This window comes from Brevibacillus sp. NPDC058079 (assembly GCF_042885155.1).
Taxonomy (GTDB): Bacteria; Bacillota; Bacilli; order Brevibacillales; family Brevibacillaceae; genus Brevibacillus.
On sequence record NZ_JBHVSO010000004.1, the window covers coordinates 305,343 to 330,580 of the forward strand.

Sequence of the window (25,238 nt, forward strand, 5' to 3'; positions counted from 1 at the left end):
TTAAAAACCTAGTCATGGCTTATTCATGGTCAAAAGAATGGCCTCACAACAGTGAATACCTAATATTCAGACTAGCAGAGCATTTTTAAAACTTCTACTTTCTCCATAGATATTCCTGTGTACATCAGCACATGTCTCCCGTTGAATGAATGCTCATTCAGTATGTGGGTTAAAAAATGACATCCCACGTTTTGGCTGTGTTACATGCCCGGAGATGCTACGCTCCCACCAACTGAATCACCGTTCAGTTTTTATTGTAATCGAAAATTCTGTCAGTTGCAATCGTCACTTCACGAAAGAAAAGAAAAGGGGCATCCAGTTGTCCAGTGCCCCTTTTTCTGTCCTATTTTTGTGAGTAAATTAGCGTGGTGATCTTGCGTCCGTAAGCGTTGGACGCGTCTCCTTCCAATCGGTATTCAATCTGGAAGTCACCGTTTTTCGGATCTAAATAATGAGCAATCACCCAGAGGGCTTTCGAATTGTTTTCGTCTGCCTTGACCGATACTTTTACTGGTCCGTTGTACGTGGGCACTTGTTCCAGCTTTGCCATGCTTTTGAGTGCATCATCTGTAAAGAGCACAGACAGCTGCTTCTGATTTTTGGTTTCGTACGCCAAATTCGCTGCTCGTAAATACACCTGCGCGATGTGCTGCTGATTCGCAGGTGAACCACGGAACTGCGAAGCTGCATCCATCCGGTAATAATCAATCAGTCGATCCATCACAACGACATATTCTGCACGCGTCAGGATCTTATTCGGAGAAAAGGTCTTGTCCGTCAGAAACAGATTGAATTCCCGGATCGCCAGTGGGTACGGTGAATATGTATCCCGATAGAATCGGTCGCGCTTCCATTCGTAATGGCTGTTAAAGAAAGAGACTGTATCTTGTGGTTTAATGTTGGCTGTGCGGAATTTTTGTGGTGCCAGCATATGAAACAGCATCAAGCTGGCCTCTTCTCTCGTCAATGGCCACTGCATCCCGGCACTGGACATCCACCAGTCCGGATTTTCCTTCTCTTGCTTTTTCATCAGGTGCCCGGTTTCAGCCAAATATAGATAGTACAGCATCCGGTCTCCTGGATCAAACTTGCCCAGATCGTCCGTTTCGATTTTCATCATGGTCTTTAGATTGCTCAGCAGTTGATCTACTTCCCCCCGGAGTAGATAGCGGTGATCCAGGTTTGGCTTGCGTTTTGGCTTTTCAATCGGTCCATATACCGTCTCAAATACGCGATTCAACATAGCCAAAGCTTCGCCTCGAGTAACTGGCTTGTTTGGGTAAAAAGGCTGATATCCCTTCCTCTTTACGATGCCCAAATCCGCCATTTCGTTGATTTGCTCACGCGCCCAATGTCCCTGTATGTCCGTATACATACCAGGTGCAGCCGCATTCGCACTCCCTGAAAAAACGCTTTGCACCACTAGCAGTGCCAAGAGAAAAACGATAGCAAAACGCTTTACCATGACTTACGATAACTCCTCTCTTACCATGATCATTTCCTTACTCCCTTTTTTTGGAATTCGTCCCCAATAGCATCCATTCCTGCCATATTGGTCTATTTTCCTGGGTCTGATCTCTCCCTTTCTTGTATCGGGATGAAAACGGGACTTTGTTATACTTTTTCAAAACAAATGAAAAAGAGCCGCACTTTGTAGTAGCGGCCCAATTATATCCTTTTTCTCTATACGCTGACTATCCTTCAATCTGCTCTAACCATCCTGGTCCCTTGGTCAGAAGCAACCGATATAAGAAAATGTTGATGAGAGTGAACAGGACAATAATCCCAAGAGTGGTCCCTAACATGGATGTCCCAAGCGAAAAACTGGCGAGGACGACTAGGCCTCCTGCCATAAGGCCTATTACCAGCGGGAAAAGAAAAAGAGCCGTCGGTTATCCCAACGGCCCTCATGATTAGTTTTGTGGTACAAAGCTGCCATCACGCAGCATAGTCAACTCGCCCATGATGAATGCTAAATCTTCGTTTCCGTCCAACTTGCCACTTTCTTCCAAAGCTTCCAAACGACGCAGAAGCATGTTGGCAAAATCTTGAATCTGTACTGGATGTGCCTCCATATCTGCCTCATCCAAAATTTCAAAACCAGTCAAGGCTTCCAAGTGGGTCACGATACGGAAACCGCCGATTTCCCCTAGGAACTCTTGCTTGTTCATTTTTGATTTCTCCAATTTTTGCAGCATGGACAAAATATCATTCGCTACCACGCTTGGAAAAGCAACCTGATAAAAGTTGCGATTTTTCGCTTCCTCGGTTTTGATTATCAAAACATCAATACCGTCCAGTTTTTTTGCTTTTTTGCCAAACCCAAACATATATTCCACCTCAATCGTTCGATCTGTCCAACTCTCTCCATGATAGACATAATCCGAGAGTCAGACAACCCCTATCCATATATTAACTGGGCTATTTGTCTTTTTTGACACACACGCTAACGTAAAACGACTGCTCCCAAGTGAGGTGCGCCATGAAAGTGAATTGGAAAAACTGGATGTTTATTCTCGCTCTCTCTTTGCTCGTCACAGGATGCGTGACGCAAGTAAAGCTGGAGCAGGCAAAAACCAAGGCCAAAACGCAGAGTAAGCCTCCCCAGCAGTCTGCCATCCAAAAGCTTGGCGATAACAAAATGGATGTCGTCCTCTTTTTGAAGCAAGCCGAGCATCAGCTAGAAAATGTATATTATGCTGCTGCGGACAATGCGAAGGGCAAAACTGTGTTTGAGGATGGTCTCGTCTTTCGTGAATTGCCTAAGCGCTTCGACAGTAAAGACAAGATAACGGGTTACTTCGTTCGTTTTTGGAGCCGTCCACTGGCAGAAGCCATGTACGATAACATGACAACCAAGCTGGTGAAGGAAAAAGTGTACGTAGCAATCCCCCGTGTCGACTATCCGACTTTGATCTCGGTACGAAACACGAATGTCCAAAAAAACAATGGAGAACTCAGTGTGACCGTGGAAGATGTAACCGATTCCTCCTTTGCTTCTGACCGCACACTGCGCTACCGACTCGTGCGTGATCAAAAAACCAAACGGTTCGAAATCAAATCACGGATGGGCACTTATGGGAATGAACAATTTCAATAAGCCTCTTGACATTTCTTGCGGACCAAGCGAATAATAGTGAATTAATAAGCACATAGTGAGCGGCAATGACGGGGAATAGTAAAACCGCCCTTCAGGTCCAGAGAGCGAAATCCACCGGCTGAGAGGTTTCGTCCTTGAATCGGTTTGAACCCACCCCAGAGCATCCAGGGAAGACCTGGACAGGTTTCTTTCACCTGTTATCAAAGAAAGAGAGCCGGGCGTTTCTTGGCTGAAGTATGCCTTCAGTCCAAAACGTCAAATAAGGTGGTACCGCGTGAGGTTATCAAGCCCTTTCGTCCTTATCAAAGAGACGAGAGGGCTTTTTTGTATGCAAGAAGGGGGTTTTTCGCATGAAAAAGGGGAAGTTGCGTTTGGTAGTAAAGGTGGGGAGCAGTTCGATTGCAGCAGCTACAGGCGGTGTTGATCCGGCGAAAATGTCGCTGCTCGTCTCTGCTATCAGCCAATTGCGCGAAGCGGGTCATCAGGTTGTCTTAGTCTCCTCGGGAGCTGTCGCCAGCGGCTATCAAAGTCTCGGCTACCAGCAGCGACCGCGATCCTTGGCAGCCAAGCAAGCAGCGGCTGCCATCGGGCAAAGCTTGTTGATGCAAACCTATACGCAAATGTTCGGCGCCCATAACTTCAGCGTGGCGCAAATCTTGCTGACACGCGGTGACTTTTCACACAAGGAACGGTATCAGCACGCATTCTCCACGTTGTCACTGCTATTGGATAAAAATATTTTGCCAATCATCAACGAAAACGACACGGTATCCGTAGCGGAATTGACCTTCGGAGACAATGATATGCTTGGCGCACTCGTCGCTGGTCTCATTCATGCCGATTTGTACACAATCCTGACTGATACGAATGGCTTGTACGATAAAGACCCTCGTTATCATGCTGATGCCAAACACATGGGCTGGCTCGAATGTGTGACGGACCAAATCGAGGCACTTGCAGGCGGAGCTTCCCAACTGGGAACAGGTGGTATGCGCTCCAAGCTGATCGCAGCAAAAACCGCCCAATCATTAGGAATCCCGAGCTTTATCGGAAAATTGACGAATACCACTGATTTGGTGGATGTCCTTACTGGCAACGGGAATGGCACCTACGTCAACTATCATCCAGAAGCGCCTGCAACAAACGGCGTTCCTACACGCAAGCAATGGATTGCGCTTCACTCCCCTACCCGCGGAAAAATCACGGTTGATAGCGGTGCAGCGGAAGCGATTTTGGAAAACAGCAAAAGCTTGCTCTTGGCAGGTGTCCGCGATGTATCCGGCATGTTCGAGCAAGGTGAGGTTATCGAGGTTTACTGTGAGGGTATGTTGATCGGTCGCGGTATCAGCAGATTCACTGCCACACAGTTAAGTGATTTTCTTTCCCCTGATAACGTAACGCGACACAGCGGTACCGTTATACACCGAGATGAATGGACACCTGTCAGATAAACGAATCCATGTAGATAGAAAGATAGGAGTTGGAGAAACCATGGAAAGCTTGAAAGAAAAAGTGCATACACAAATAAGCCTGGCCAAACAGGCTTCTCGAAAAATGGCAATACTCTCACGCAAAGAAAAAGACGAGGTGCTCATCGCAATCGGCAACCAGCTGCTGGCTGATGAAGCCGTCATTCTCTCAGAAAACGCCAAGGACATCGCTCTCGCGGAAGCAGACGGTCAGCCTACCTCCTATCTGGATCGTCTCCTGTTGACGCCGGAGCGAATTGCACAGCTCGTGGATAGCCTGGCGCAGCTGGTATCTCTCGATGATCCGGTCGGGGAACGGATCGACTCGTGGACACGGCCAAACGGACTTTTCATCGAACAAATCCGCGTCCCTCTCGGTGTTATTGGAATGGTGTACGAAGCAAGACCGAACGTCACCGTTGACGCTGCAGCTATCGCCATCAAAACGGGCAATGCGATCGTCTTGCGCGGCAGCCACAGCGCTGTTCACAGCAATCTCGCGTTGGTGACTAGCATTCGTCAAGCGCTCACTGCGACCGGACTTGACGCAGAAGCGGTGCAGTATTTGCCTTTTGCCGAACATGCCTCTGTCGATTACTTGTGCACCGCCAATGGTCTCGTCGATGTCATCATCCCTCGAGGTGGTGCAGGACTGATCCAGCGGGTTCTGCAAATCGCAAGCGTTCCTGTACTCGAAACAGGCGTTGGCAATTGCCACATTTATGTGGATGAAGCGGCTCAGTATGACATGGCTGAAAGCATCGTGATCAATGCCAAAACTAGTCGGCCAGCCGTATGCAATGCTGCCGAAACACTCCTCGTGCACCGCAGTTGGCCACAGGAAAATCAACGAGCCTTGCTCCAAAAGCTACTAGCGAAGGGCGTTGAGCTCCGTGCTTGTGAGCGTACGATAGAGCTGCATTCCGACCTCGCCGATCAATTGCACCATGCAACGGCACAAGACTGGGATACAGAATACTCTGCGCTGATTCTGGCGGTGCGCACTGTCGATAGCCTGAGCGAGGCCATTGAACATATTACAGCGCATACTTCCGGCCATTCCGAGGCAATCGTAACGGAAGATGAAATCGCAGCCCGTCAGTTTTTGACTTCGATCGATGCCACAGCGGTTTATCATAACGCCTCTACCCGCTTTACAGATGGTGGAGAATTCGGCTTCGGTGCCGAGATCGGCATCAGTACGCAAAAGCTTCACGCTCGTGGGCCAATGGGCTTGCCCGCGCTCACTTCTTACAAGTATGTCGTACGCGGAAACGGCCAAATCCGATAGTCCAAAAGGAGGGAATCACCATGAGTAACCAAGCAACAGCGATTACAGAAGGGCGGATCGGTTTTCTCGGTGCAGGCTCGATCGTGGAGGCCATGCTTTCCGGTATTGTAAAGAAAGGCTTACTCCCTTCTGAGCGTATTTCCGTTACCAACCGCAACAATATGGAGCGTCTGGAGCAGTTGGCAAATGACTACGGGATAACTGCTACCCAAGACAAATTTGAGGTAGTCCGCTCTTCCGATATTTTAATTTTGGCCATCAAGCCTAAGGATACTGCAGAGGCTTTGCATGATTTGCGTGGGGTCGTTCGTTCCGACCAATTGATCATTTCAGTGGTCGCTGGCGTCTCTACCAGCTTGATCGGAGAGTGGCTCGGTGCAGAGTGTCCGATCATCCGCACGATGCCCAATACTTCGTCTGCCGTTGGTTTGTCTGCTACAGGACTGTGCGCGAATCCTTTTGTTCAGGAAGAGCACCGCGAGCTGGCTACCAAACTTTTCGAAGCAATTGGCACTGTATATGAAGTCGCCGAGGAAGAGTTGGACATCATTACTGGATTGTCTGGAAGCGGCCCTGCTTATATTTACTATTTGGTAGAAGCTATGATGGGGGCAGGTGCCACAGCGGGGCTAGATCGTGAAATGGCACGCCAATTAACGCTGCAAACCGTGATCGGCGCGGCACATATGCTGCTCGATACTCGCGAAGAACCTTCAATTCTCCGCCAAAAAGTAACGAGTCCGGGTGGAACGACTCAGGCAGGACTCGAAGTATTGGAAGCCTATCAATTCCAGGAGGCTGTCACTGCAGCCATTCTGCGTGCTGCGGAAAGATCGCGGGAGATGGGGGCACAATACCAGTAAAGTCGTTTTGTCCCTCCTCCTTGTCATGTATAATAAAAAAGATCAAGCATAGTCGAGAAAAATGACGAAGGAGGTCCCATGGAAATTTACGCCTTGTACGGCACCAGTGGAACAGGAAAAAGCACCAGTGCATTAGAACTTGCTCACCGAATGAACATCGACGCCATTATTGATGATGGTATCCTGATTTACCAGGGACGCAAGGTGGCCGGAACCTCTGCCAAATATGAGAAGACAAAAATTCAGGCGGTAAAACGAGCTATTTTTCATTATAAGGAGCACGCTGAAGAAGTACGGCAAAGTCTTGGCGATATTCAACCAAGCCGACTACTCGTGTTAGGAACTTCGCAGCGGATGATTGGTCGTATCGTCGAAGCCTTGCATTTGCCTTTTCAGGTGGACTTCATCCCGATTGAATCCATCAAGCCTCCGCAGGAAATCGAGGCTGCCCGCTACGTGCGGGAAACAATGGGCAAGCACACGATACCGATTCCGCGTGTGGAGGTAGAAAAAGATTTCCTCCAGCGACTCATCTCTTCTGCCCAACAAATTTTCAGCTCGAAAAAAGAAGTCATTGGGGAAACAACCGTGGTTCATCCTCCGTTTTCAGGTGGACGCATCATGATTCATCCTCAGGTGTTGCGAAAAATCGTGGAAGCGGCCTGCGACCAGTTTGATGAGGTCCATCATGTGGTCAAGATCGTCTCCAGCTTTGAGGATTTGCCTCGGTTTCAGGTTTCGATTGCTCTTCAACTGCCTTTCATGACAAATATTCCAGCACTTATCTATGCCCTTCAATCTACGTTGTACAAAGAAGCTCAATATTGTCTCAATATCGCTCCCGCCAGCATCGACATCGTCGTTTCTTCGCTGGAGCTAACCTGATCCGGTCCTTTGCGACCGGATTTTTTTGGCTGCAATCCTCACGGGTTACATCCTGACTTGTTGCTCATCCTATACATGATTCCATCTGAAAGGAGCAACCCGATGCCATCCCTCCTGTCTTCCAAGCCCTTTACACAAGCTCCGATTCCCGAACCGCCCAAGGTCATTACGACAAAGGACTTGAGCTATCTCAAGGATGCTTTGTCATGGGAACTGATCGCTTTCAAAAAGCTGCATGCTTTCGCACAGCAAGCCACTGACCCCCAGGTCAAGCAATGTCTGGAACAGCAAGGACAAATGCATCAGCGACACTACCAAAAACTGCTGAGTCACCTGCAAAACAACAACACCGCAGTGATGGCGACCATTCCGCAGACACAGACACAGTCCCAGCAACAGCAACCACAACATCAAATGCAATAAAGGAGGAATCGGGATGCCAAACCAAAACCAGATCGCCAATCCGCAATCCGGGCAGCTGCCACAAGTAAAAGGCCCGCAAATGAACGATCGTGACTACCTCAACGACTGTCTGGCTACGTGCAAGTATTTGACGGATAACTTTAACATCGCCGTTCGTGAAGCCAGCCACCAGCAGCTTTATGATGACATGGTACAAATTTTGAATGAAACCCATCAGTCAGCACGCGAGGCTTTCAATCTCATGTTCCAAAAAGGATGGTATAAGCTGGAGGCTGCCGAACAGCAACAACTGCAGCAAGCATATCAGCAGTTTAGCGGGTACTCCACACAGTTCCCTTATCATTGAAATAGCAGAAGACACCTGACCCAAGCAGGTGTCTTCTTTCCATTACCCCTTGCCACGCAGGAGCTGCGATAAGACAAATAGCGCCTTTTCCATGTCAGCTTCCTCCGCGTACACGTAGGACAAGCGAAGATGATGACTATCCGTCTGATCATAAACAAAGCCGGGATTTAACAGGACCCCTTTTGCCAATGCTTCCGTAAAAAGCTTGCGCATCGAAACAGCCTGATGCAGACGCAGCCAAATATAAAAACCGCCATGTGGAATACGCCAATCTGCCAGATCGTCAAACCAACGAGTAAGCCATTCGCACATCCTGTCCCTTCTGTGTCGCAATGAAGCTCTCAGCTGATCCAAATGCCGGGAATATCTCTCGCTTGTGAGCCATTCTGTCGCCACCCATTGGGAAATAGCACTCGCTCCGTAATCTGTCTGCATTTTCACATCCGCGAGGCGTTCAATGACAGGCTCAGGCCCTACAATCCAGCCAATCCGCAGCCCCGGACTGAGTGTTTTGGACAAGCTGCCCAAATACAAGACCAGCCCGCTCTGATCCCTCGCCTTCAACGGCAATGGCCCCGGTTCGTCTAACCACAATTCTCCATAAACATCGTCTTCCAACACAGGCAGTCTCTCCCGCTCACATGCCGCCAGCACTTGCTCCCTTCTATTCTCTGATAGGCTAATCCCCGTCGGATTGTGGTAAGCCGAAATCGTATAGAGTAGTGCCGCGTTATGCGCCTGTTTTTGTCTCGTTAGCCCTTGGGGAGAGATTCCTTCTGCATCCATCGGTACACCAACCAGACGCATTCCCGATGATTGAAACAAAGGTAGTGAGAATAAATACGAAGGCTGTTCGAGCAAGATGGCAGATCCACGGTGAAGGATACCAATCGATATCAACTGCAAGGCTTGAAGGGCCCCTGAAACGACCAAAATAGACGCCGGAGAAGCTTCAATCCCCCTGATCCGCAAATGATTGCTGATCGCCTGACGCAAAGGCAATAGCCCTTTTGGCTCCGAATATCCGAGATGAGTCATTTTGCCCTGCAAGCTAGCCATGACCTCTTCCATTTCCGCAGCAGGAATCAAGCTAGGCGACAGCTCACCTGTCCCCAAACGAATGTACCTCGAGTCTGGCTCATAACGATTGATATCCTGAATCGTCGGCGAATTGGGGATATGCGTCCCTGCCTGAACGTAGCCCAGCCAATTGGGTGGGGGTGTGGTCGTTAGCAAGGACCAGGTGTTGTTGCTAACAACGGAGCCACTGCCTACTGTTGCTTCAATGAAGCCATCCGCTTTTAGCTCTTCCAACGCCGTCACCACCGTGCTGCGGTTTACATCAAAGGCTTGTGCTAACGCTCTTTGTGTTGGCAATTTACTATTGATCGGCCACTCACCGCCTGCAATTTTCCCCTTGATATAAGCCACGATCTGCGCGTAGATCGGTATGTCAGATGATTTGTCAGGCTTCCAGTCTATCGTCAGCACAGGTACATTCCTCCTCGTCTTATCATTGTACAAATTGGTTGGTTTGCATGTAAACCAATTGGCTGGAGACAACAGATTCACAACCGTGAATAATGACAGTAATGCAAATAGCCTTTGCATCCAGAGAGAAACGGGGAGGAAATGATCATGCTGGAAGCGATTTTGCACGGCTTTGTACTTGCTTTTGGACTTATTTTACCACTCGGCGCACAAAATGTTTTCGTTTTTAATCAGGGGGCCCTACAACCTACATTACTTCGCGCCATGCCCGTCGTACTGACTGCGGCACTCTGCGATACCCTGCTCATTTTATTGGCAGTATTGGGAGTCTCTTTGGTTGTATTGACAGTCACATGGCTAAAAACGGTTCTGTATGTCGTCGGCTTCTTCTTTTTGGTGTACATGGGATATTTAACGTGGCGTAGCCGTCCCAATACGGAGAATGGAGAGAAAGAACGCTTTTCGGCCAAAAAGCAAATCATGTTTGCTGCCTCTGTCTCTTTGTTGAACCCGCATGCGATTCTCGATACGATCGGCGTGATCGGCACCAGCTCACTCAGCTATACCGGAACAGAGAAATGGGGCTTTACGATTGCCTGCATCCTCGTATCCTGCCTCTGGTTTTTCGGCCTTTCCGTAGCTGGTCGTACGGCAGGACGATTGGATCGTTCTGGAAAATTGCAGCGTGGCCTGAATATGTTTTCAGCTGTGATTATGTGGGGAGTGGCCGTCTATATGGCAGCCCAATTACTCACGACGTAAAGAGTTAGTGAAAAAGTGCATAATCCCCACCTCCTCCACTCAAAATACTCCTATTCGGGTTTTCGAAGTGGAGGTTTGTTTTATGCTTTTTACCAAATCGGACGCACTCTTGGATGACTTGTATGAGATTGCGAAAAATGTGCATCAAACAGCGATCTATTTTAATGAATACAAGATAACTTCATTGGAGACTGTCAAAACCTTTTCTACAGAGATGAAGGAATACGAAACAAAAGGCGACAAGCTCATCCATGAAATCATCGTACAAATCAACAAGACATTTATTACCGCCATCGAGCGAGAGGACGTCCTGGACCTTGCCGTCAAGCTGGATGATGTGCTGGACGGATTGGAGTTTTGCGCTTCGAGGCTCTATATGTACGACATCATGGAAGCAGATGAAACGATGGTGCGTTTTGGGCAACTCATCGAAGAAGCTACCAAGCAAATTCTTCTCGCCATCGAGCTGCTTCAAAAGCAAAAGCTGTCTGATATGAAGGAGTACATCATCCGCATTAACGATTTGGAAAGCGATGGGGATGAATTGGTGCGGGAGAGCATCCGGCAATTGTTCAAGACCTCGAGCGATCCGATTCACATTATGCAGCTCAAAGAGATTTACGAAGTGCTCGAAGATGTCATGGATCATTGCGAGGATGTCGCCGATGCGATGGAATCCGTGATCATGGGCAACTCTTAAACCAAGGAGACCTACTTTCATGCAGACGAGCCTTCCTCTTGTTATTGCGGTTATTATCCTGGCTGTTTCCTTTGACTTTATCAACGGATTTCATGATACAGCCAATGCCATTGCAACCACCGTATCCACCAAAGCTCTCCCGCCTAAAATTGCCATTGCTCTGGCAGCTATCATGAACTTTATCGGTGCCCTGACATTTACCGGGGTCGCCAAAACGATCGGTGGAGATATCGCCGATCCAGCCAAGCTGGAATTCGGTGTACTTGTGGTCATGGCTGCTCTTTTGTCTGCGATCCTTTGGAATTTGATTACGTGGTGGTACGGTATCCCCAGCAGCTCGTCTCACGCTCTCATCGGCTCACTCGTAGGGGCAGTCCTCGCTTCCGCCGGGAGCGCGCAAATCAACTGGGCTGGTTTTTTAAAAATCTTTCAAGCGCTGATTGTATCACCGGTTATCGCGCTGGTTGCCGCTTACCTCATGATGAATTTGGTTTATTTCATTTTTAGTCGGATCATGATTCCCCCTACCAAGGTCAATCGGGGTTTTCGCCTCTTTCAGATTTTCACGGCGGCCCTGCAATCCTTTACACATGGAACCAATGACGCACAAAAAGCGATGGGTATTATCGTGTTTGCTCTCGTAGCCGCTGACCTGCATGCAGATACGAGCACGATTCCTTTCTGGGTGCAGTTCATTTGTGCGCTCGCGATGGGCTTGGGAACCTCTGTCGGAGGCTGGAAAATCATCAAGACGGTCGGGGGCAAAATTACCAAGATTGAACCAATCAATGGAGCCACGGCCGACCTCACCTCGTCCTCGATCATTTTTACCTTTACGCAGCTAGGATTGCCTGTCAGCTCTACCCATGTCATCTCTTCCGGGATCATGGGGGTCGGCGCAGCCAAACGGCTGAAGAGCGTCAATTGGGGCGTCGCCAAACGCATCGTGATCACGTGGTTTATTACGCTGCCGATCTCTGCCTTGCTCGCTGCGGCTACGTATTTGTTGCTACATATATTTATCTAACAGCAAAAGGGACGAGTAACAGGCTCGCCCCTTTTTTCTTTTATTTTAATTGAAAGCCTAAGTAAGACTCTCCGTTCTGTAAAAGCTGCTTTGCATGGCTTACTTTTTTACAAGCTTTTTCATACCCTCTTCAACAAATTGGTCATCTCGCAACTTGTCCTGCACACTTGTCTTCCACTTTTCTTTTGTCAACAGCGACGCCAAATCCTCACCGAACAGACCTTGCATGACAACTCGTGTGGCAACAATCGTAGTATCTGAAAAACGGTATTCGATTGTTTGCAAATTGTCTACCAACGCAAAGGCTGACACGGAGTTATACAGCATCGCTTGCTTGAACAATTTCGCCTCGACATCAGTCGTCATGTCCTCGTAATGAATCTCAATCGTAAACTTCTCCGGACGGAGCTGAAAGGTGCGCTTGAGATGGCTCAACGGCAGATGATTGAACATGACCAGATTCGAAGTAGCGCCCATGTACTTGTTTTTGTATGGCAAAATGGATTCCAAATCGTGAGTCAGTGGGCTTTGCTGAGCTAATTGATATTGCTCGGATTGCGCTTCGTTCTCCGGGATAATGACGATCTGAATGACCATGAACAGGACAACCCCGATGAGAACCAAGGCAAGTATGATTTTATTTCGCAATGACGTCACCTTCCCCTGCATCGTATTTCAAAATAAGCCGCGGAATGGCATGGAGCCACAATGGTATAAGGATTGAGAGAAAAGGCAGCGCATAGGATACGACAACGTTAGCGAATTGATACGGTCCAGTAAGATTCACTGGCGTTGAAAACCATAGATTGCTGCCAAAATAGAGCGCAGTCGTAAAAACGAGTGTCCCGACAATATAAAGCGCCCACAGCATCCAGCCTGTTTTTCGTAGCAAAAAGGCAAACCGCACATTCATGCTGGTCAAATGATGTGAGGAAGCCGGTCGGTTGATCCCTAGCAAGATCAAATAAACGATACCGATAAGGATGCAAATCGCAAACAGACTATAGTTCAAAAAGATCCCCATGCCCCAAATTCGCAGAGGCATTGTCACAATCCAGGCAATAAGTACGTACAACAATCCGAGCTGCAACAACTCTTGTACAAGTAGAAATATGTATACCTGGCGGCGTTCTCCGACAATCGAATCAATCGAAGGGAGATTGGCTTTTGCTTTTTTCACCGCTTCATCCAGTGATAGCCCATCTGCAACCAAGTCGGCGACCTTTGCCTCCAGATTGCTCAATACTTCCCATTTGAGCTCCTCGATTTGCTTACTTCCTCTATATTTTTGAAACAATTGATCGACATAGTGCTGTAAACTCTCCATCACACTTCCTCCCGCCTTTCGATGAGCTGGTCAATCAATTCTTTGGCAACTTTCCAAGATGCCAGCGCTTTTTCGTACGCCTCTCTCCCTGCTTCTGTCACCTGATAATATTTGCGTCTGCCCCCCTGGCTCTCATCTCCCCAGTACGAAGCGATCAGCTTGTGTGACTCTAATCTTTTCAGACTGGTATACAAGGAAGGCTCTTTCAGTTCGTAACGCCCGCCGCTGTTTTTGAAAATGGCTTTGATAATTTCGTATCCATAGTTATCGCCTTCACACAGGACACGGAGAATAATCGTATCGATATGACCGCGGATAATGTCACTGCTGATACTGCTGTCACTCATCTCGTTCACCTCGCAGCTATAGCATAACACATATTACTATGTATAACGAAGTAATATGTGTCGAATTGCTTTTTCACTGAATAAAAAAAGACCCCTCAAATAAAGTTGAGGTGGTCTTAAGCGGATCGACATCGGCTCATCGGGATTAGTAGGCTAGCCCTACACGAGACATTCCTCATGTAAGAGATCTAGTTATTGACCTCATCCGAATAGGAAAAAGGTGTTTATCCCCCTCACTCCGGGGACAGGATAATAGTAACTTCCCCATGCTATTGTCCTCGAAGGAGTTGAAAAGCAAAATGTCTCGTCACTGGTATCGGCAGCTTCGTTATCCAATCATCGCTCTGGCTGTGACATTAACGCTACTTTGGACACATCATCACCATCGCCTGCCCGCTTCGTACGCTGTCGCGACGCGGACACATACCGTTACGATTTCTAGCGCTGGCTTTTTGCCCAATCAATTGACTGCACATGAAGGAGAGCGAGTCTCGTTGATGATCGTCAACACCGATACGCGCCCTCACAATCTATCCATTCGTGATTTGAACCTTGCATCCACAGAATTGAAGCCGACCCAATCGACACTTTTACAGTTTTCAGCAGCCAAACGCGGCCGGTTTCATTTCGTATCAGACGCACCTGGTTATCCGGAGACAGGATTCCAAGGCATGCTCGTCATTGACTAGCCTGTACTTCTTCGTCTGGTGAGATTTGCTTCCACCGTCCGAATTTTATCATGAGCAGAGGAATGATCCCGATCGCGGTGATGATTCCAAAAAACAAATAAATGGCTAGCACCGAAAACGAATCTTTGATCCACCCTGCTACCAAATTACAAAACATCGCACCAAGCCCGCCTCCTACTGAAAAGAAGATGGCCAACGCCGTCACCTGAAGGGATGCGGGCGTATTTTCGCGCACAAATTGGGCTGCTGTCGCCAAATAAAAACCTACTGAAATCCCCTGCACAAAGAACATAGCAATTACGGCAGTGGTACTCGGAGCTGAACTATACCAGAACCAGCGCATCGCGCAAAAAATCGCAGATAGCAAGAGCGTCAACTCCAGTCCCCACCTGCGGACAATATAACCCGCCAGCTTCATAAAAGGAGCCTCGCTGCCTGCAAACAACAAGAAGGCAAGACCGATTCCGGCAATGGTTCCTCCGATATCCTGATAAAACAGGGAAAACCAAATATTATTGGCGTTTACAGAGCCCATCATGCAAAACGATGAAATCAAAAACAGTGCAAATCGTGGAATACGCGCCAAATCCCTGATCCCCGCAAGCATACTGACACGAAACCGCGAAGCCTCTGTCACTTCTTCCGGAACCTTCTGAAGAAACAGAATGGCAAGCAGAAACGCCAAACAAAACGAGTAAAAAAGAACATGTGGCCCCCACTGCTCGACGAGAAGACCTGTGATGAATGCCGCTAATGCAAAGCCGATGGCTCCCCACAAGCGAATGTCGCCGAACTGCATGCCATGTCCCTTGGCATAACCAAGAGCCAAGCTATCTGAGATGGGAACGACGGCACTTTGAAAAAACGACAGCAGTATGTAGAGCAAAAATACGTAAACAAAGGTGGAAACACCCGTAAAGAGAAGTCCCACCAAGCCCGTGATGATCAATGTCAGAATCAGCACAGTTTTTCGAATTTGATAGCGATCACAGATCATACCCCACATCGGCTGTGCCACAATGGAAACAATCGGCGCGACTGCACTGATGAGACCGATTTGGGTCCCAGTTAGATGAATGGATTCGTAGTATTGCGTAATGAGCGGGGCAAAAGCACCAAACCCGTAGTAAATAAAAAGATAAAGGGCGCAAAGACTTACGTATCTGCCTTTTGCGCCCCCCAGCCCTAAACCGGAAAGTGATTCTGGCATATAACTCTCCTATTTTGAGGTTAATTAACCGTGTAAGAAAACATAACGCAGAGCATGCCTACATTATTTATTTTACCGTTGGCAATATTTTCGCCATGTTGACGGTCCGTTTTTTCTCCCATGTAGCCGGGTTGAACTCATCGAACTGCTCCAGGAAGGAGATGACTTCCTTCGTCAATGGAGTCGGCGTCGAAGCACCAGAAGTAACCGCCACATTCTTCTTTCCACGCAACCATTCAATGTCCAGTTCAGACAAATCAGCGATTCGATACGATGGAACATTCGCGATTTCTTCCGAGACCTGTGCCAAACGATTGGAGTTGTTGCTGCGCGGATCGCCTACGACGAGGCACAAATCTGCCTCTCCTACTTGCCCCGCTACAGCTTCCTGACGAACCTGCGTAGCGAGACATATTTCATTATGCACTTCCACGCCTGGAAAACGCTGAAGAATGGCGTCCATCAGATGTTTGACGTCCCATTGGCTCATTGTCGTCTGGTTCGTTACGATCAGCTTGTCTGTCGGCAGATCGAGCGCGTCCAGCTCTTCCAGCTTTTGAACCAGATGGACGTGATCCGGCGCGATCCCCATAGCGCCCTCTGGCTCTGGATGTCCTTTTTTGCCGATGTAGAGCACATGGTAGCCTTCTGCTACTTTTTCACGGATCAAATCATGTGTCTTCGTTACATCCGGGCAAGTCGCGTCGACGACGGTCAAGCCTTTATCGCGCGCTTTCTTGCGCACCTCAGGAGACACGCCATGGGCAGTGAAGATTACCGTTCCTTCATGGATCTGATCCAAGAGAGCCAGTCGATCCTCTCCATCCAATGTTTTTATCCCTTGTTTTTCAAACGCCTCCACGACGTGAGCATTGTGTACGATCATGCCCAAGATATGAATCGGGCGGGGCAAGTCAAAGTTTTGCGCTGTTCGCAGTGCCAAGACCATGGCATCCACTACACCGTAACAATATCCACGGGGGGAAATCTTGATGACTTCCATCTTTACCCCTCCTACTTTTTATAATGCGTGAGCGAAAGACATTTCACCCCGTATTATACCTTATTTGTCTCCTGCACGCTTCTGTTCGTAAACCTTCAGATTATTGTAGACAACTTTTAAAAGTGGCGTGGACAAGCCTTTTTGTTCCGCTCTCTCCAAGAGATAACCTTGAAGATGATCCGCTTCCACCGGAAGGCCTTTTTCCATATCACGCAGCATCGAAGATTTCGTTTGAGGACGCTGATTCTGGAAAGTCTCCATCTGCTTGTCGACGATATCCGGCTTGATTGGTGCCTCCAAAGCGTTCATGACAGATGTGATTTCCTCAGCGAGCTGACGTGTCAACTCTACGCCCCAAGCCGATTCTCGGATAGGTCCGACAGCGGAATTCATCAGCGTGGTAATACCGGAAAACGTCGCAATAAACAAGTATTTGTGCCAGGCTTCCCGTTGAATATTTGCGCTTGCACGCATCGTTCCATTGATCTTGGAAAAGGCTTGCTCGATTCGCTCTACACGCTCGCTTTTGCCGCCTTCCCACTCACCGAAAACCGTATCATGAATAGGACTTGTCTGCACGACATCTCCGTCAGCATTCAGCGTCGTCTCAATGAAACAAAGACCCCCAAGAACACGATCCCGGCCAAAACGATCCCACAGCAGCTCCATATGCGCAATTCCATTCAATAGCGGAATGACGACCGTGTCCTCGCCTACGTACGGAGCGATGGCATCGACGCTATCTTTCAGCGTGTAAGCTTTGTTGGACAAAAGCACAACATCAAAAGGTCCTGCTTCCTCCCCTGCTTGAATCAGTTGTGGCTGTTCCAAAAGCAAATCCCCATGAACGCTCTGAATGCGCAAGCCTCGCTCCTGCAGCTGTTTGTATCTACGTTCGCGCACAAGAAATGTTACATCTACCCCCGATTCAACCAGCCTGCCACCAAAATAACCGCCAATGCCCCCCGCTCCCAGTACGAGAACCTTCATCTATATCGCCTCCGCGTTTATAAGTCTTGGTTTGTCTACATTTTATTAGAAAGTAACCATTTTCTAAACCCCACAATACAATGTTAGAAAACCTCACAACTAACGTCAGAAAACTTCTTGACGAACAATACGAATTGTCGATATAATTCGGAATATAGAAATCAAGAAAAAGCCGAACGTTGATAATGAATTCATAAATTTAATTCGTGAATGGAGTGAATCATATTGGATATGAAAACAGTCTTGTCCACAATTGACGCAGAAAAAGTGGAATATGTAGATTTTCGCATCGTTGACCTGCTCGGCCGCCAACACCATGTCACAGTTCCTGCCTACGCGGTAGATGAGGGAACATTCCGCAATGGCGTTGCATTTGACGGCTCCAGTCTAATCGGCTACAAGTCCATTGAAGAAAGCGACATGGTAGCGATGCCCGATCCAGCAACGGCCTTCATCGATCCATTCGTAGAAGCCAAAACCATGAATATCATCTGCAACATCGTCAATCCAGACAACACCGTCTACACACGCGATCCTCGTGGCATTGCACTCAAGGCCGAAGCCTATCTGCAACAATCCGGCCTCGCTACCGCTGCTTATTTTGGTCCAGAATCCGAGTTTTTCCTCTTTGACAACGTACGCTATGCCTCTGGTCCGTCCGGCTCCTTCTTCCACATCGATTCAGAAGAAGCTTTCTGGAACACAGGAAAAGAAGGACAAAACCTCGGCTACAAAGTACGTAACAAGGGAGGATACTTCCCTGTTCAACCAACCGACTCCCAAATGGATATCCGCAATGAAATGTGCACGTTGATGACGAAATGCGGCATGTATGTGGAGCGCCATCACCATGAGGTGGCGACAGCCGGTCAAGGTGAGATTAATTTCCGCTTCGATACACTGACTCGTACAGCAGACAATTTATTGCTTTTCAAATACATCGTGCGCAACGTAGCTGCCAAACACGGCAAAACTGCTACCTTCATGCCAAAACCAATCGTTGGAGACAATGGATCTGGGATGCACGTTCACCAAAGCTTGTTTAACGGCGATACCCCGTTGTTCTATGAGCAAGGCGGTTACGCAAACCTAAGTGAGACTGCACTACACTACATTGGCGGTATTTTGCACCACGCCCCTGCACTGATCGCCTTGACGAACCCAAGCACCAACTCGTTCAAGCGTCTGGTTCCCGGCTACGAAGCACCCGTGAATTTGGTCTTCTCCAAAGGAAATCGTTCTGCTGCCGTTCGAATTCCGATTGCTGCCGTTACGCCAAAAGCGTCCCGCATTGAGTTCCGCACCCCGGACTCTACCGCTAACCCGTACTTGGCTTTTGCTGCTATGCTGATGGCTGGCCTCGATGGTATCAAGCGCAAGCTCGACCCGCGTGAACTGGGCTTTGGCCCAATGGATAAAAACATCTACGACTTGTCCGATGCGGAAAAACACGAAATCAAGAGCGCTCCCGCCTCTCTCGCAGAAGCACTTGTCGCACTTGAACAAGACCATGACTTCTTGCTCGCGGGAGATGTCTTCACAAAAGAAGTAATTGAAGGCTGGATTGCACAAAAACGCGGTGAGATTGAGCAAGTTGAGCGGACTGTGAATCCGAAAGAGTATGAACTGTATTACGACCTATAAGCAAAGAAACAGCCCTTCTCTGATGAGGAGGGCTGTTTCTTTGCGTTCGAATAAAAGGCGACTCCCCATCACAAATTAAAATCGTATTGCGAAAAACAGATGATGGGATGCGCATTGATTATGTTGATTCAAAAGATAACCCGCTCTCTCATACAAGGTTCTGCCATTCTTCTTCTGACCATAAGCATGTCAGCCGCTATCGGTCAGAAAATGGCTTACGCCGATCACTCGTTACCAATCATAAGTGATCAAGGTATTTATTCAATTGAGGTCTATCCGAGAAAACATCAGCTAATCATACGGAAGCATGGGAAAGTATTGAAAACCTATGTGGTTGCAGTTGGCAATCCCTCTACACCTACACCTGTTGGAGAATATAAAATCATAGACAAAGGAAAAGATTGGGGACCCTCATTTGGTCCGAGATGGCTGGGGTTAAACGTCCCATGGGGAATATATGGCATACACGGCACAAACAAGCCTCATTCAATTGGCCAGCATTTGAGCCACGGTTGTATTCGTATGAGAAACAATGACGTCATCGAATTATTCAAGATGACTCCACTCGGAACAAAAGTAACGATTTATGGGCATATATTGGGGGACCCAAGCCATGATCCTAGAAATTTAGCGGAAGGCGATGTTGGTGGTGATGTACAGCTCATCCAATCTCGATTGAAGAGCGCTGGTTATTATCACGGGGTATGCGATGGCAAGTTTCGATCCTCGACAACTTTAGCTCTAAAGAAATTTCAACGGGATCGAAAATTAAAGCCAATCGGTGTCGTATCAAGCAAGGTTTATGAAGAGTTGGGATTAGTGGAATAAATCCTAGCAAGGTTCGTGATTCCACTACATAAACCTTCTAAACATACTTCCAATCCCATTCGTTCCTTGGAAAGTTTTAAATACCTCGTTCGCAACGCGTACACCATTGAGGATTGTGCCTATATCAAGATTTAGATTAGAAAGCCGTGGTGGTCGAGACTCTTTTTTCGTCCGACGGCTCGTTTTTGTCCACTCTTGATAATACTGCCCAAGGGATTCAGGATTCTTCTGTAGCTTTCTGATCGAGACCTTATTTGATTTCAGCCAATCTGCAAATTCAGGGCTAAAGCCATTCATTTGTCTTGCCACTTTTCACTCTCACCTCGTTTCATAAATGAATAATGCAAAGGGATTGTATGTCTCCCTTTGCATTACTCTTTTGCTTAAACCCATTTCCTAATCACAATCACATCCGACAATGACAAGCAAAACAAACAGAACTAGGATCAGAGCAAAGTCATCAAAGCCATTAAAGAAACCCATTCTGCCTCCTCCTTTCCTTAGACACACTACTGTATGCGCATCGCGGGTGTTTTGCCTGTACCATGACCTATAAAGGTAGAAAGGGCGCAAGCATTTGCCTGTGCCTTACCTGATATGGATAAGCGAAGCAAGAATGGACTGATTTATTCGTACATAAAAAAAGAGCCCAAGAACTCTTCTTATTAGAGTCTGGGCTCAGTCTATTACTGATTTAATTTACTTTACGACCACTTTACCTCTACGGAATCAATAATCGCTTGCTTTAAGAAGGAGGTGTTATTATTGTTACGGTTCCATTGGAATTTGATTGTTTGGTCACCAGTACCAAGTGCCACAACTTGATCTACAAACCATGTGGTGGCGTTTGCAGGGAGTGTAAGTTTAAGAGAGCCATTGACGAACACCTGCAAGTCGCATAATGGAGTTGTGTTTTTGGAAGAGTCACACCTTGCATTGAACTTTAATTGTGCAGTAGTTGCAGCCGCTGGGACGGAAACGGTAAATTGGGTCGAAGAAGAGGCTCCTACAGCTGGTACTGTACTGATAAAAGCGTAAGTCGATTGATATCCTCGAGTTACTCGTGTCCAATCTCCAGAGAAATTAAAGTTCATGTTTGTATCTTCAAAGTCTTCCAGGATAGTTGTTGGTGTTACTCCACCGCCACCACTTGACAAGGTTGTACCATATACCGAAGTACTAGTTGTAGTTCCGTAACTGTTAATCCCGATGACAAAATAGCTGTAGGTCGTATTTGCAGAAAGACCGGCGTCTTGATAACTGGTTTGAGTAGTTCCTGGTACGATACGAACACCATTACGATAGATATCATAGCTCGTTGCCCCTGTTGCAAAATAATTCAAGGTTAAGCTAGACGTTGTTGGAGAACTTACTGTCAAGTTAGGAGTTCCAGGAGCAGATCCTGAAGAAGCTTGTGTAATGTTCAATGTAATTGGACCGTATTTACCTGCTCCATGGTTATAACCGTACACTTTCAAGTACACCACTTGACCAGCGGAAAGCGCATATGTGATTTTTGGTTGCGAGCTTCCTGCACCGTCATCATCTTGAGCCAAGATGTTTTGGGAACTATCAAGAAGTTGCATGTAAGAATCAAACGATGCTGATGTTGTGAAATTGTAACTTCCTGTGTTTGGTGCAGTGTATCTGAAATATAGATCTTTTGTATCCTGCAAGGTTCCGTTCGCATTCGTTCCGGAAACCACAATAGGGTTGGTGAAAGTATCTCCTGGAGTTCCCCCGCCACTTCCACTAGTAGTGAAGTTAACAGAAATGCTGTCGATAAATACCGCATTTAAACCAGCTGAATAGGATTCATACTTATCCCACCGAAGTTCCACGAGATACTTTCCACCTGGCAATAAGGTAAGTGTATCCGTTTCATAGTTGGATTCAATATTGCTAGTGTGGGTTAAAGGCATTCCGTTCACGGTCACCACCATGACATCAGTCCATCTACAATCACTCCTATGGGTAATACTAATCTGAGGATTCACTGCATTCCCTGGCACTTGGAAAGTGAACCGGCTAATACCCGTGCCTGTATTGGAATATGCGGGAGTTCTTAAAACTGTCCGGCCACTATCCGTTCCGATTACAAAATCACCCGTAAGATTAAAATTAAAGTTTGAATCAGAGAAATCTTCCGTTGTAGATGCTGATAGTACCGGATATGACAGCGTGTTTGATGGTAGAAGTGATGCCTGAAGGCCAATCAGACCAACACCGTACTCATTTTTTGTACCGAAAGGAGTAGCCCCTTCATATAATTTATCCCTCAGTTGCTGTGCAGTGTGGTGCGGATATGCCTGTTTTAGCAACGCCATTACACCCGTAGCAAATGGAGTTGCACACGACGTTCCGCCATAGGAGTAGTTATAACCACCAGACTTACTAGTCGTCTCCAGATTTGTAAAGCTTGCGATATCCAAATAGGGTCCAGTACCTGAATATGATTCTCGCATTATATAAGGAGCTCGCGAGCTTATATCGACTGCTCCAACAGCGACGACCTTATCGTAATGTCCAGGGTATCTTACTGTGTCCTTGGTAACATCCCCCTTTTCATCAGCATAGTTACCTGCAGGGGCTAAGACGGGAATACCTTTCTCCTCTAGTACATCACAGGCAGCTTGCAGAGAAGCACCTCCAAAGCTCAATTGCACATTACAAAGTACAACGTCGACATCCAGAGTCGCAGCATGTTGGAGTGCTTCGGTTGTATTAGAAATATTTGTATAAGCATCTTGAGTGTCTCCTTGTTTTTGGTAGTAACAATTAATAACGTGAATGTCCGAGTCATAAGCAATACCTTTTACATAAGAGCCATTATTGCGAGCTGCAATTACTCCAGCACTACAAGTTCCATGACCATGCATATCTGGACTAACATCTGTTGCATCAGTAGAATCGGTTACCACATTCCATGTACTAAGAGGCGTCGGTAGATCCGGGTGAGGAGTTACTCCACTGTCAATAATTGCCACCTTTACTCCAGCACCAGTGTAGCCAGCATTCCAAAAGTTAAATGCTTGAGCCGTTGCATGTGCCCATGTTTCTACTTCAGTGCTAGATGGGCTTTCTGCCTCGGTGTCTTGGTCAATACTCTCAACAAGTTTGTGTGCTAGCAGTTGTTCAACCTGTTCATCATCAATATGAATCACAGCGAAACGATCAAAGGCTGGTGTACGGAATTTTTTTAGTACTTTACCACCAAATTGCTTAACGATTTTATCTTGCTCTTTCTCACTAACCCCGTCGATAAAGTTAACGATATAACGCTGGGGAATCTTTTTAGAACACTCTCTGTTTCGCAGTTCTTTTTTACTCATACTATCTCTCCTTCGGTCTGTTAATCGAAAATTTCGATTAGAATGCAAACAGAAAAGCCACCCGGCGTCCCGAGTGGCTTAGTTCCTATTTGCTTGTCTCCATTTTATCAGAGGATCATGTTCGCTTGCTGAATCATACAGTAGTGTAAACTTTTGTAATGAAATGTTACTTACATTTTTATTGAAGATGAAATAGCCCTCCCTATTGCAATCCGATTTGCGATTTTACTTGCAGAATCCCGCCTCGGAAAGAGAAATTCGCATTTGCTCCAATCGTCCCTTCTCCCTCATACATGTAGACGATCGTGTGTCCTTCCTCTCCTGCTTTACCAACCTCAGCGAGCAGTTCGCCTTCCCCGCCCACTATTTTTTTTACTTCCTCAAAGCTCATCCCATTTTCAATCTGTTCAAATTCACTCTTCGTGATCTTTGCTTTCTCTGTCGCCGCAGGAGCAGTCGCTTCTGCGGCAGGTGTTGCTGAGGTAGCTGGCGCGGTTGCCTCAGGTACTGGAGCCGTACCAGTTGGTGTTGCTAGCGCAGGTGCTGCCTTATCCGTTGATTGCCCGGAGCTACATCCAGCCAACATGATGGCAAAAGCCACTATGAAAAATGCCATTTTTTTCAAGGGAATACCTCCTTTATTGAAGTGAATCTCCCCTACCATAATCCAAAGTATGACTGTCAACAAGAATAATAGCCTGACAATTTTCGACAAAGACGAATGGTACACCTAAGACTTTTCGGGCATAAGAATGCAAAAAGAGCCTAGTTCAAGGCTCCCTTTGCGTGGTAATTACTCTTTTACATAAAGCTGATACATCTCGGTTTCTTCATCAGTTGCTTTTGCGATTCGAAAAGCTTCTTCCACGCTTTTCTTGTTTTGAATTACCTCGTAGAAAAAGCGCAGTGCGAACATCAGCGCAGAATTTCCGTCCGGGTAATCCTCTGGCCCGATATACGTCTGGCAACCACTGTCCAGAAAGGCCTTCGCTAATTCGGGATCACCAAGCGAGCATCCGTTACCTAACACGATTTTTCCATCCAGCTTGGCAAAACGTCTAACCTCGTCAGGACCAAAATCACCCTTTGGTTCTCCTTCCTCGTAAACGTCCTCACCCAGCTCTGGCATGATGAGGCTTCCCTCATCGCCATGGAAATTCAGAATAATCATGTCAGTATTTGGGTATAGGTCGCTGCTATTCAATACATCGATCAAATCGCTTGGTCGACCAATCCAGTACGTAAAGACTCGAGCTCCAAAATACTCAAGTGTATTTCGAATTGCTTGACTATCCAGGTCCGTATCCGGACCGACTACTAAGGCAACATTCATTTCAGGTTTACTCATCGTGATATTCCTCCATTTTGTTGTAATTGGTTCTTATTTGTGAGTAGACAAAACCATTTACATGGAGGGGGTCGGGCCAACTGGTGAATGGCAAGACGTTACTTCTTGTTCATCAAGTAGGAAAACTCCTCTTCAATTGGAATATTTTATAAATTTTCAGTAG

General features: G+C 47.2%; 27 protein-coding genes. 13 read left to right on the forward strand and 14 right to left on the reverse strand.

What is annotated here, in order from left to right:
* Positions 1-343 precede the first annotated feature (343 nt).
* Complete coding sequence (locus ACFVS2_RS14675) at positions 344-1,465, reverse strand: S-layer homology domain-containing protein (RefSeq protein ID WP_390235016.1); 1,122 nt, start codon at positions 1,463-1,465, stop codon at positions 344-346.
* 448 nt (positions 1,466-1,913) lie between these two features.
* Positions 1,914-2,330, reverse strand: a complete 417-nt coding sequence (locus ACFVS2_RS14680; RefSeq protein ID WP_390235019.1) for a hypothetical protein — start codon at positions 2,328-2,330, stop codon at positions 1,914-1,916.
* Positions 2,331-2,482: 152 nt separating this feature from the next.
* Here ACFVS2_RS14680 and ACFVS2_RS14685 point away from each other — a divergent pair, with 152 nt between their 5' ends.
* The 7 genes from ACFVS2_RS14685 to ACFVS2_RS14715 all read left to right on the forward strand — a co-directional run bounded on the left by ACFVS2_RS14685 (position 2,483) and on the right by ACFVS2_RS14715 (position 8,377).
* Positions 2,483-3,100: a hypothetical protein gene (locus tag ACFVS2_RS14685; RefSeq protein WP_173616626.1), complete on the forward strand. Its 618-nt coding sequence runs from the start codon at positions 2,483-2,485 to the stop codon at positions 3,098-3,100.
* A 350-nt stretch (positions 3,101-3,450) separates the two neighbouring features.
* Positions 3,451-4,551, forward strand: coding sequence for a glutamate 5-kinase (gene proB, locus ACFVS2_RS14690; RefSeq protein WP_390235021.1), 1,101 nt, complete (start codon positions 3,451-3,453; stop codon positions 4,549-4,551).
* Between the two features lie 40 nt (positions 4,552-4,591).
* Positions 4,592-5,860 (forward strand): glutamate-5-semialdehyde dehydrogenase, encoded by a 1,269-nt coding sequence (locus ACFVS2_RS14695; RefSeq protein WP_390235022.1) that lies wholly within the window; start codon positions 4,592-4,594, stop codon positions 5,858-5,860.
* Between the two features lie 20 nt (positions 5,861-5,880).
* Entirely contained in the window at positions 5,881-6,723 is an 843-nt protein-coding gene (gene proC, locus ACFVS2_RS14700; protein ID WP_390235024.1) for a pyrroline-5-carboxylate reductase, read from the forward strand.
* 78 nt (positions 6,724-6,801) lie between these two features.
* Positions 6,802-7,608 carry a hypothetical protein gene (locus ACFVS2_RS14705; protein ID WP_173616630.1) on the forward strand — a complete coding sequence of 269 codons (807 nt, stop codon included), beginning with the start codon at positions 6,802-6,804 and terminating at the stop codon, positions 7,606-7,608.
* Between the two features lie 102 nt (positions 7,609-7,710).
* The gene (locus ACFVS2_RS14710) at positions 7,711-8,031 is read left to right on the forward strand and encodes a ferritin-like domain-containing protein (protein WP_390235027.1); all 321 of its coding nucleotides are present in this window, start codon (positions 7,711-7,713) and stop codon (positions 8,029-8,031) included.
* Positions 8,032-8,044: 13 nt separating this feature from the next.
* Positions 8,045-8,377 carry a spore coat protein gene (locus ACFVS2_RS14715; RefSeq protein WP_390235030.1) on the forward strand — a complete coding sequence of 111 codons (333 nt, stop codon included), beginning with the start codon at positions 8,045-8,047 and terminating at the stop codon, positions 8,375-8,377.
* 42 nt (positions 8,378-8,419) lie between these two features.
* Here the strand turns inward: ACFVS2_RS14715 and ACFVS2_RS14720 are convergent, their stop codons facing one another.
* Complete coding sequence (locus tag ACFVS2_RS14720) at positions 8,420-9,868, reverse strand: aminotransferase-like domain-containing protein (protein WP_390235032.1); 1,449 nt, start codon at positions 9,866-9,868, stop codon at positions 8,420-8,422.
* A gap of 147 nt (positions 9,869-10,015) precedes the next feature.
* Between ACFVS2_RS14720 and ACFVS2_RS14725 the strand changes: the two genes are divergently transcribed.
* The 3 genes from ACFVS2_RS14725 to ACFVS2_RS14735 all read left to right on the forward strand — a co-directional run bounded on the left by ACFVS2_RS14725 (position 10,016) and on the right by ACFVS2_RS14735 (position 12,357).
* The gene (locus ACFVS2_RS14725) at positions 10,016-10,630 is read left to right on the forward strand and encodes a LysE/ArgO family amino acid transporter (protein ID WP_390235034.1); all 615 of its coding nucleotides are present in this window, start codon (positions 10,016-10,018) and stop codon (positions 10,628-10,630) included.
* A gap of 82 nt (positions 10,631-10,712) precedes the next feature.
* Positions 10,713-11,330, forward strand: coding sequence for a DUF47 domain-containing protein (locus tag ACFVS2_RS14730; RefSeq protein WP_173616634.1), 618 nt, complete (start codon positions 10,713-10,715; stop codon positions 11,328-11,330).
* A gap of 19 nt (positions 11,331-11,349) precedes the next feature.
* Positions 11,350-12,357, forward strand: a complete 1,008-nt coding sequence (locus tag ACFVS2_RS14735; RefSeq protein ID WP_173616635.1) for an inorganic phosphate transporter — start codon at positions 11,350-11,352, stop codon at positions 12,355-12,357.
* A 99-nt stretch (positions 12,358-12,456) separates the two neighbouring features.
* Here ACFVS2_RS14735 and ACFVS2_RS14740 read toward each other — a convergent pair whose 3' ends face one another.
* Genes ACFVS2_RS14740 through ACFVS2_RS14750 form a run of 3 tightly spaced genes read right to left on the reverse strand, consistent with a single transcriptional unit; the run spans position 12,457 to position 14,031 of the window.
* Complete coding sequence (locus ACFVS2_RS14740; protein WP_173616636.1) at positions 12,457-13,014, reverse strand: DUF4825 domain-containing protein; 558 nt, start codon at positions 13,012-13,014, stop codon at positions 12,457-12,459.
* The gene (locus tag ACFVS2_RS14745; RefSeq protein ID WP_390235039.1) at positions 12,995-13,684 is read right to left on the reverse strand and encodes a permease prefix domain 1-containing protein; all 690 of its coding nucleotides are present in this window, start codon (positions 13,682-13,684) and stop codon (positions 12,995-12,997) included. The genes ACFVS2_RS14740 and ACFVS2_RS14745 overlap by 20 nt, the downstream gene beginning before the upstream one ends.
* On the reverse strand, positions 13,684-14,031 hold the full coding sequence (locus tag ACFVS2_RS14750; protein ID WP_390235040.1) for a PadR family transcriptional regulator: 348 nt from the start codon (positions 14,029-14,031) through the stop codon (positions 13,684-13,686). Before ACFVS2_RS14750 ends, ACFVS2_RS14745 begins: the two co-directional genes overlap by 1 nt.
* A gap of 299 nt (positions 14,032-14,330) precedes the next feature.
* Here ACFVS2_RS14750 and ACFVS2_RS14755 point away from each other — a divergent pair, with 299 nt between their 5' ends.
* Entirely contained in the window at positions 14,331-14,720 is a 390-nt protein-coding gene (locus tag ACFVS2_RS14755) for a cupredoxin domain-containing protein (RefSeq protein WP_007718499.1), read from the forward strand.
* On the opposite strand, the gene ACFVS2_RS14760 is transcribed toward ACFVS2_RS14755, so the two are convergent.
* From ACFVS2_RS14760 to ACFVS2_RS14770, 3 genes are all read right to left on the reverse strand, one after another.
* On the reverse strand, positions 14,710-15,930 hold the full coding sequence (locus ACFVS2_RS14760; protein WP_390235042.1) for an MFS transporter: 1,221 nt from the start codon (positions 15,928-15,930) through the stop codon (positions 14,710-14,712). The genes ACFVS2_RS14755 and ACFVS2_RS14760 overlap by 11 nt on opposite strands.
* Positions 15,931-15,997: 67 nt before the next feature.
* Complete coding sequence (locus ACFVS2_RS14765) at positions 15,998-16,933, reverse strand: 4-hydroxy-3-methylbut-2-enyl diphosphate reductase (protein WP_390235044.1); 936 nt, start codon at positions 16,931-16,933, stop codon at positions 15,998-16,000.
* A gap of 60 nt (positions 16,934-16,993) precedes the next feature.
* On the reverse strand, positions 16,994-17,923 hold the full coding sequence (locus tag ACFVS2_RS14770) for a ketopantoate reductase family protein (RefSeq protein ID WP_173616640.1): 930 nt from the start codon (positions 17,921-17,923) through the stop codon (positions 16,994-16,996).
* 225 nt (positions 17,924-18,148) lie between these two features.
* Here ACFVS2_RS14770 and glnA point away from each other — a divergent pair, with 225 nt between their 5' ends.
* Complete coding sequence (gene glnA, locus ACFVS2_RS14775; RefSeq protein WP_390235046.1) at positions 18,149-19,567, forward strand: type I glutamate--ammonia ligase; 1,419 nt, start codon at positions 18,149-18,151, stop codon at positions 19,565-19,567.
* 186 nt (positions 19,568-19,753) lie between these two features.
* Positions 19,754-20,395, forward strand: coding sequence for a L,D-transpeptidase family protein (locus ACFVS2_RS14780; RefSeq protein ID WP_390235478.1), 642 nt, complete (start codon positions 19,754-19,756; stop codon positions 20,393-20,395).
* A gap of 24 nt (positions 20,396-20,419) precedes the next feature.
* Here ACFVS2_RS14780 and ACFVS2_RS14785 read toward each other — a convergent pair whose 3' ends face one another.
* From ACFVS2_RS14785 to ACFVS2_RS14805, 5 genes are all read right to left on the reverse strand, one after another.
* Positions 20,420-20,704 carry a hypothetical protein gene (locus ACFVS2_RS14785; RefSeq protein WP_390235048.1) on the reverse strand — a complete coding sequence of 95 codons (285 nt, stop codon included), beginning with the start codon at positions 20,702-20,704 and terminating at the stop codon, positions 20,420-20,422.
* Positions 20,705-20,791: 87 nt separating this feature from the next.
* Positions 20,792-20,878, reverse strand: coding sequence for a sporulation protein YjcZ (gene yjcZ, locus ACFVS2_RS14790; RefSeq protein WP_017251504.1), 87 nt, complete (start codon positions 20,876-20,878; stop codon positions 20,792-20,794).
* Positions 20,879-21,099: 221 nt separating this feature from the next.
* Complete coding sequence (locus tag ACFVS2_RS14795; RefSeq protein WP_390235050.1) at positions 21,100-23,727, reverse strand: S8 family serine peptidase; 2,628 nt, start codon at positions 23,725-23,727, stop codon at positions 21,100-21,102.
* 202 nt (positions 23,728-23,929) lie between these two features.
* Positions 23,930-24,343, reverse strand: a complete 414-nt coding sequence (locus tag ACFVS2_RS14800) for a hypothetical protein (RefSeq protein ID WP_390235481.1) — start codon at positions 24,341-24,343, stop codon at positions 23,930-23,932.
* A 177-nt stretch (positions 24,344-24,520) separates the two neighbouring features.
* On the reverse strand, positions 24,521-25,075 hold the full coding sequence (locus ACFVS2_RS14805) for a delta-aminolevulinic acid dehydratase (protein ID WP_390235051.1): 555 nt from the start codon (positions 25,073-25,075) through the stop codon (positions 24,521-24,523).
* Between the last annotated feature and the right edge of the window lie 163 nt (positions 25,076-25,238).

Bases quoted from the DNA above. Each gene is read 5' to 3' on its own strand.
- ACFVS2_RS14675 (WP_390235016.1), bottom strand. From the start codon at position 1,465: ATGGTAAAGCGTTTTGCTATCGTTTTTCTCTTGGCACTGCTAGTGGTG.
- ACFVS2_RS14680 (WP_390235019.1), bottom strand. From the start codon at position 2,330: ATGTTTGGGTTTGGCAAAAAAGCAAAAAAACTGGACGGTATTGATGTT.
- ACFVS2_RS14685 (WP_173616626.1), top strand. From the start codon at position 2,483: ATGAAAGTGAATTGGAAAAACTGGATGTTTATTCTCGCTCTCTCTTTG.
- proB (WP_390235021.1), top strand. From the start codon at position 3,451: ATGAAAAAGGGGAAGTTGCGTTTGGTAGTAAAGGTGGGGAGCAGTTCG.
- ACFVS2_RS14695 (WP_390235022.1), top strand. From the start codon at position 4,592: ATGGAAAGCTTGAAAGAAAAAGTGCATACACAAATAAGCCTGGCCAAA.
- proC (WP_390235024.1), top strand. From the start codon at position 5,881: ATGAGTAACCAAGCAACAGCGATTACAGAAGGGCGGATCGGTTTTCTC.
- ACFVS2_RS14705 (WP_173616630.1), top strand. From the start codon at position 6,802: ATGGAAATTTACGCCTTGTACGGCACCAGTGGAACAGGAAAAAGCACC.
- ACFVS2_RS14710 (WP_390235027.1), top strand. From the start codon at position 7,711: ATGCCATCCCTCCTGTCTTCCAAGCCCTTTACACAAGCTCCGATTCCC.
- ACFVS2_RS14715 (WP_390235030.1), top strand. From the start codon at position 8,045: ATGCCAAACCAAAACCAGATCGCCAATCCGCAATCCGGGCAGCTGCCA.
- ACFVS2_RS14725 (WP_390235034.1), top strand. From the start codon at position 10,016: ATGCTGGAAGCGATTTTGCACGGCTTTGTACTTGCTTTTGGACTTATT.
- ACFVS2_RS14730 (WP_173616634.1), top strand. From the start codon at position 10,713: ATGCTTTTTACCAAATCGGACGCACTCTTGGATGACTTGTATGAGATT.
- ACFVS2_RS14735 (WP_173616635.1), top strand. From the start codon at position 11,350: ATGCAGACGAGCCTTCCTCTTGTTATTGCGGTTATTATCCTGGCTGTT.
- ACFVS2_RS14745 (WP_390235039.1), bottom strand. From the start codon at position 13,684: ATGGAGAGTTTACAGCACTATGTCGATCAATTGTTTCAAAAATATAGA.
- ACFVS2_RS14750 (WP_390235040.1), bottom strand. From the start codon at position 14,031: ATGAGTGACAGCAGTATCAGCAGTGACATTATCCGCGGTCATATCGAT.
- ACFVS2_RS14755 (WP_007718499.1), top strand. From the start codon at position 14,331: ATGTCTCGTCACTGGTATCGGCAGCTTCGTTATCCAATCATCGCTCTG.
- ACFVS2_RS14760 (WP_390235042.1), bottom strand. From the start codon at position 15,930: ATGCCAGAATCACTTTCCGGTTTAGGGCTGGGGGGCGCAAAAGGCAGA.
- ACFVS2_RS14765 (WP_390235044.1), bottom strand. From the start codon at position 16,933: ATGGAAGTCATCAAGATTTCCCCCCGTGGATATTGTTACGGTGTAGTG.
- ACFVS2_RS14770 (WP_173616640.1), bottom strand. From the start codon at position 17,923: ATGAAGGTTCTCGTACTGGGAGCGGGGGGCATTGGCGGTTATTTTGGT.
- ACFVS2_RS14780 (WP_390235478.1), top strand. From the start codon at position 19,754: ATGTCAGCCGCTATCGGTCAGAAAATGGCTTACGCCGATCACTCGTTA.
- yjcZ (WP_017251504.1), bottom strand. From the start codon at position 20,878: ATGGGTTTCTTTAATGGCTTTGATGACTTTGCTCTGATCCTAGTTCTG.
- ACFVS2_RS14795 (WP_390235050.1), bottom strand. From the start codon at position 23,727: ATGAGTAAAAAAGAACTGCGAAACAGAGAGTGTTCTAAAAAGATTCCC.
- ACFVS2_RS14800 (WP_390235481.1), bottom strand. From the start codon at position 24,343: ATGGCATTTTTCATAGTGGCTTTTGCCATCATGTTGGCTGGATGTAGC.
- ACFVS2_RS14805 (WP_390235051.1), bottom strand. From the start codon at position 25,075: ATGAGTAAACCTGAAATGAATGTTGCCTTAGTAGTCGGTCCGGATACG.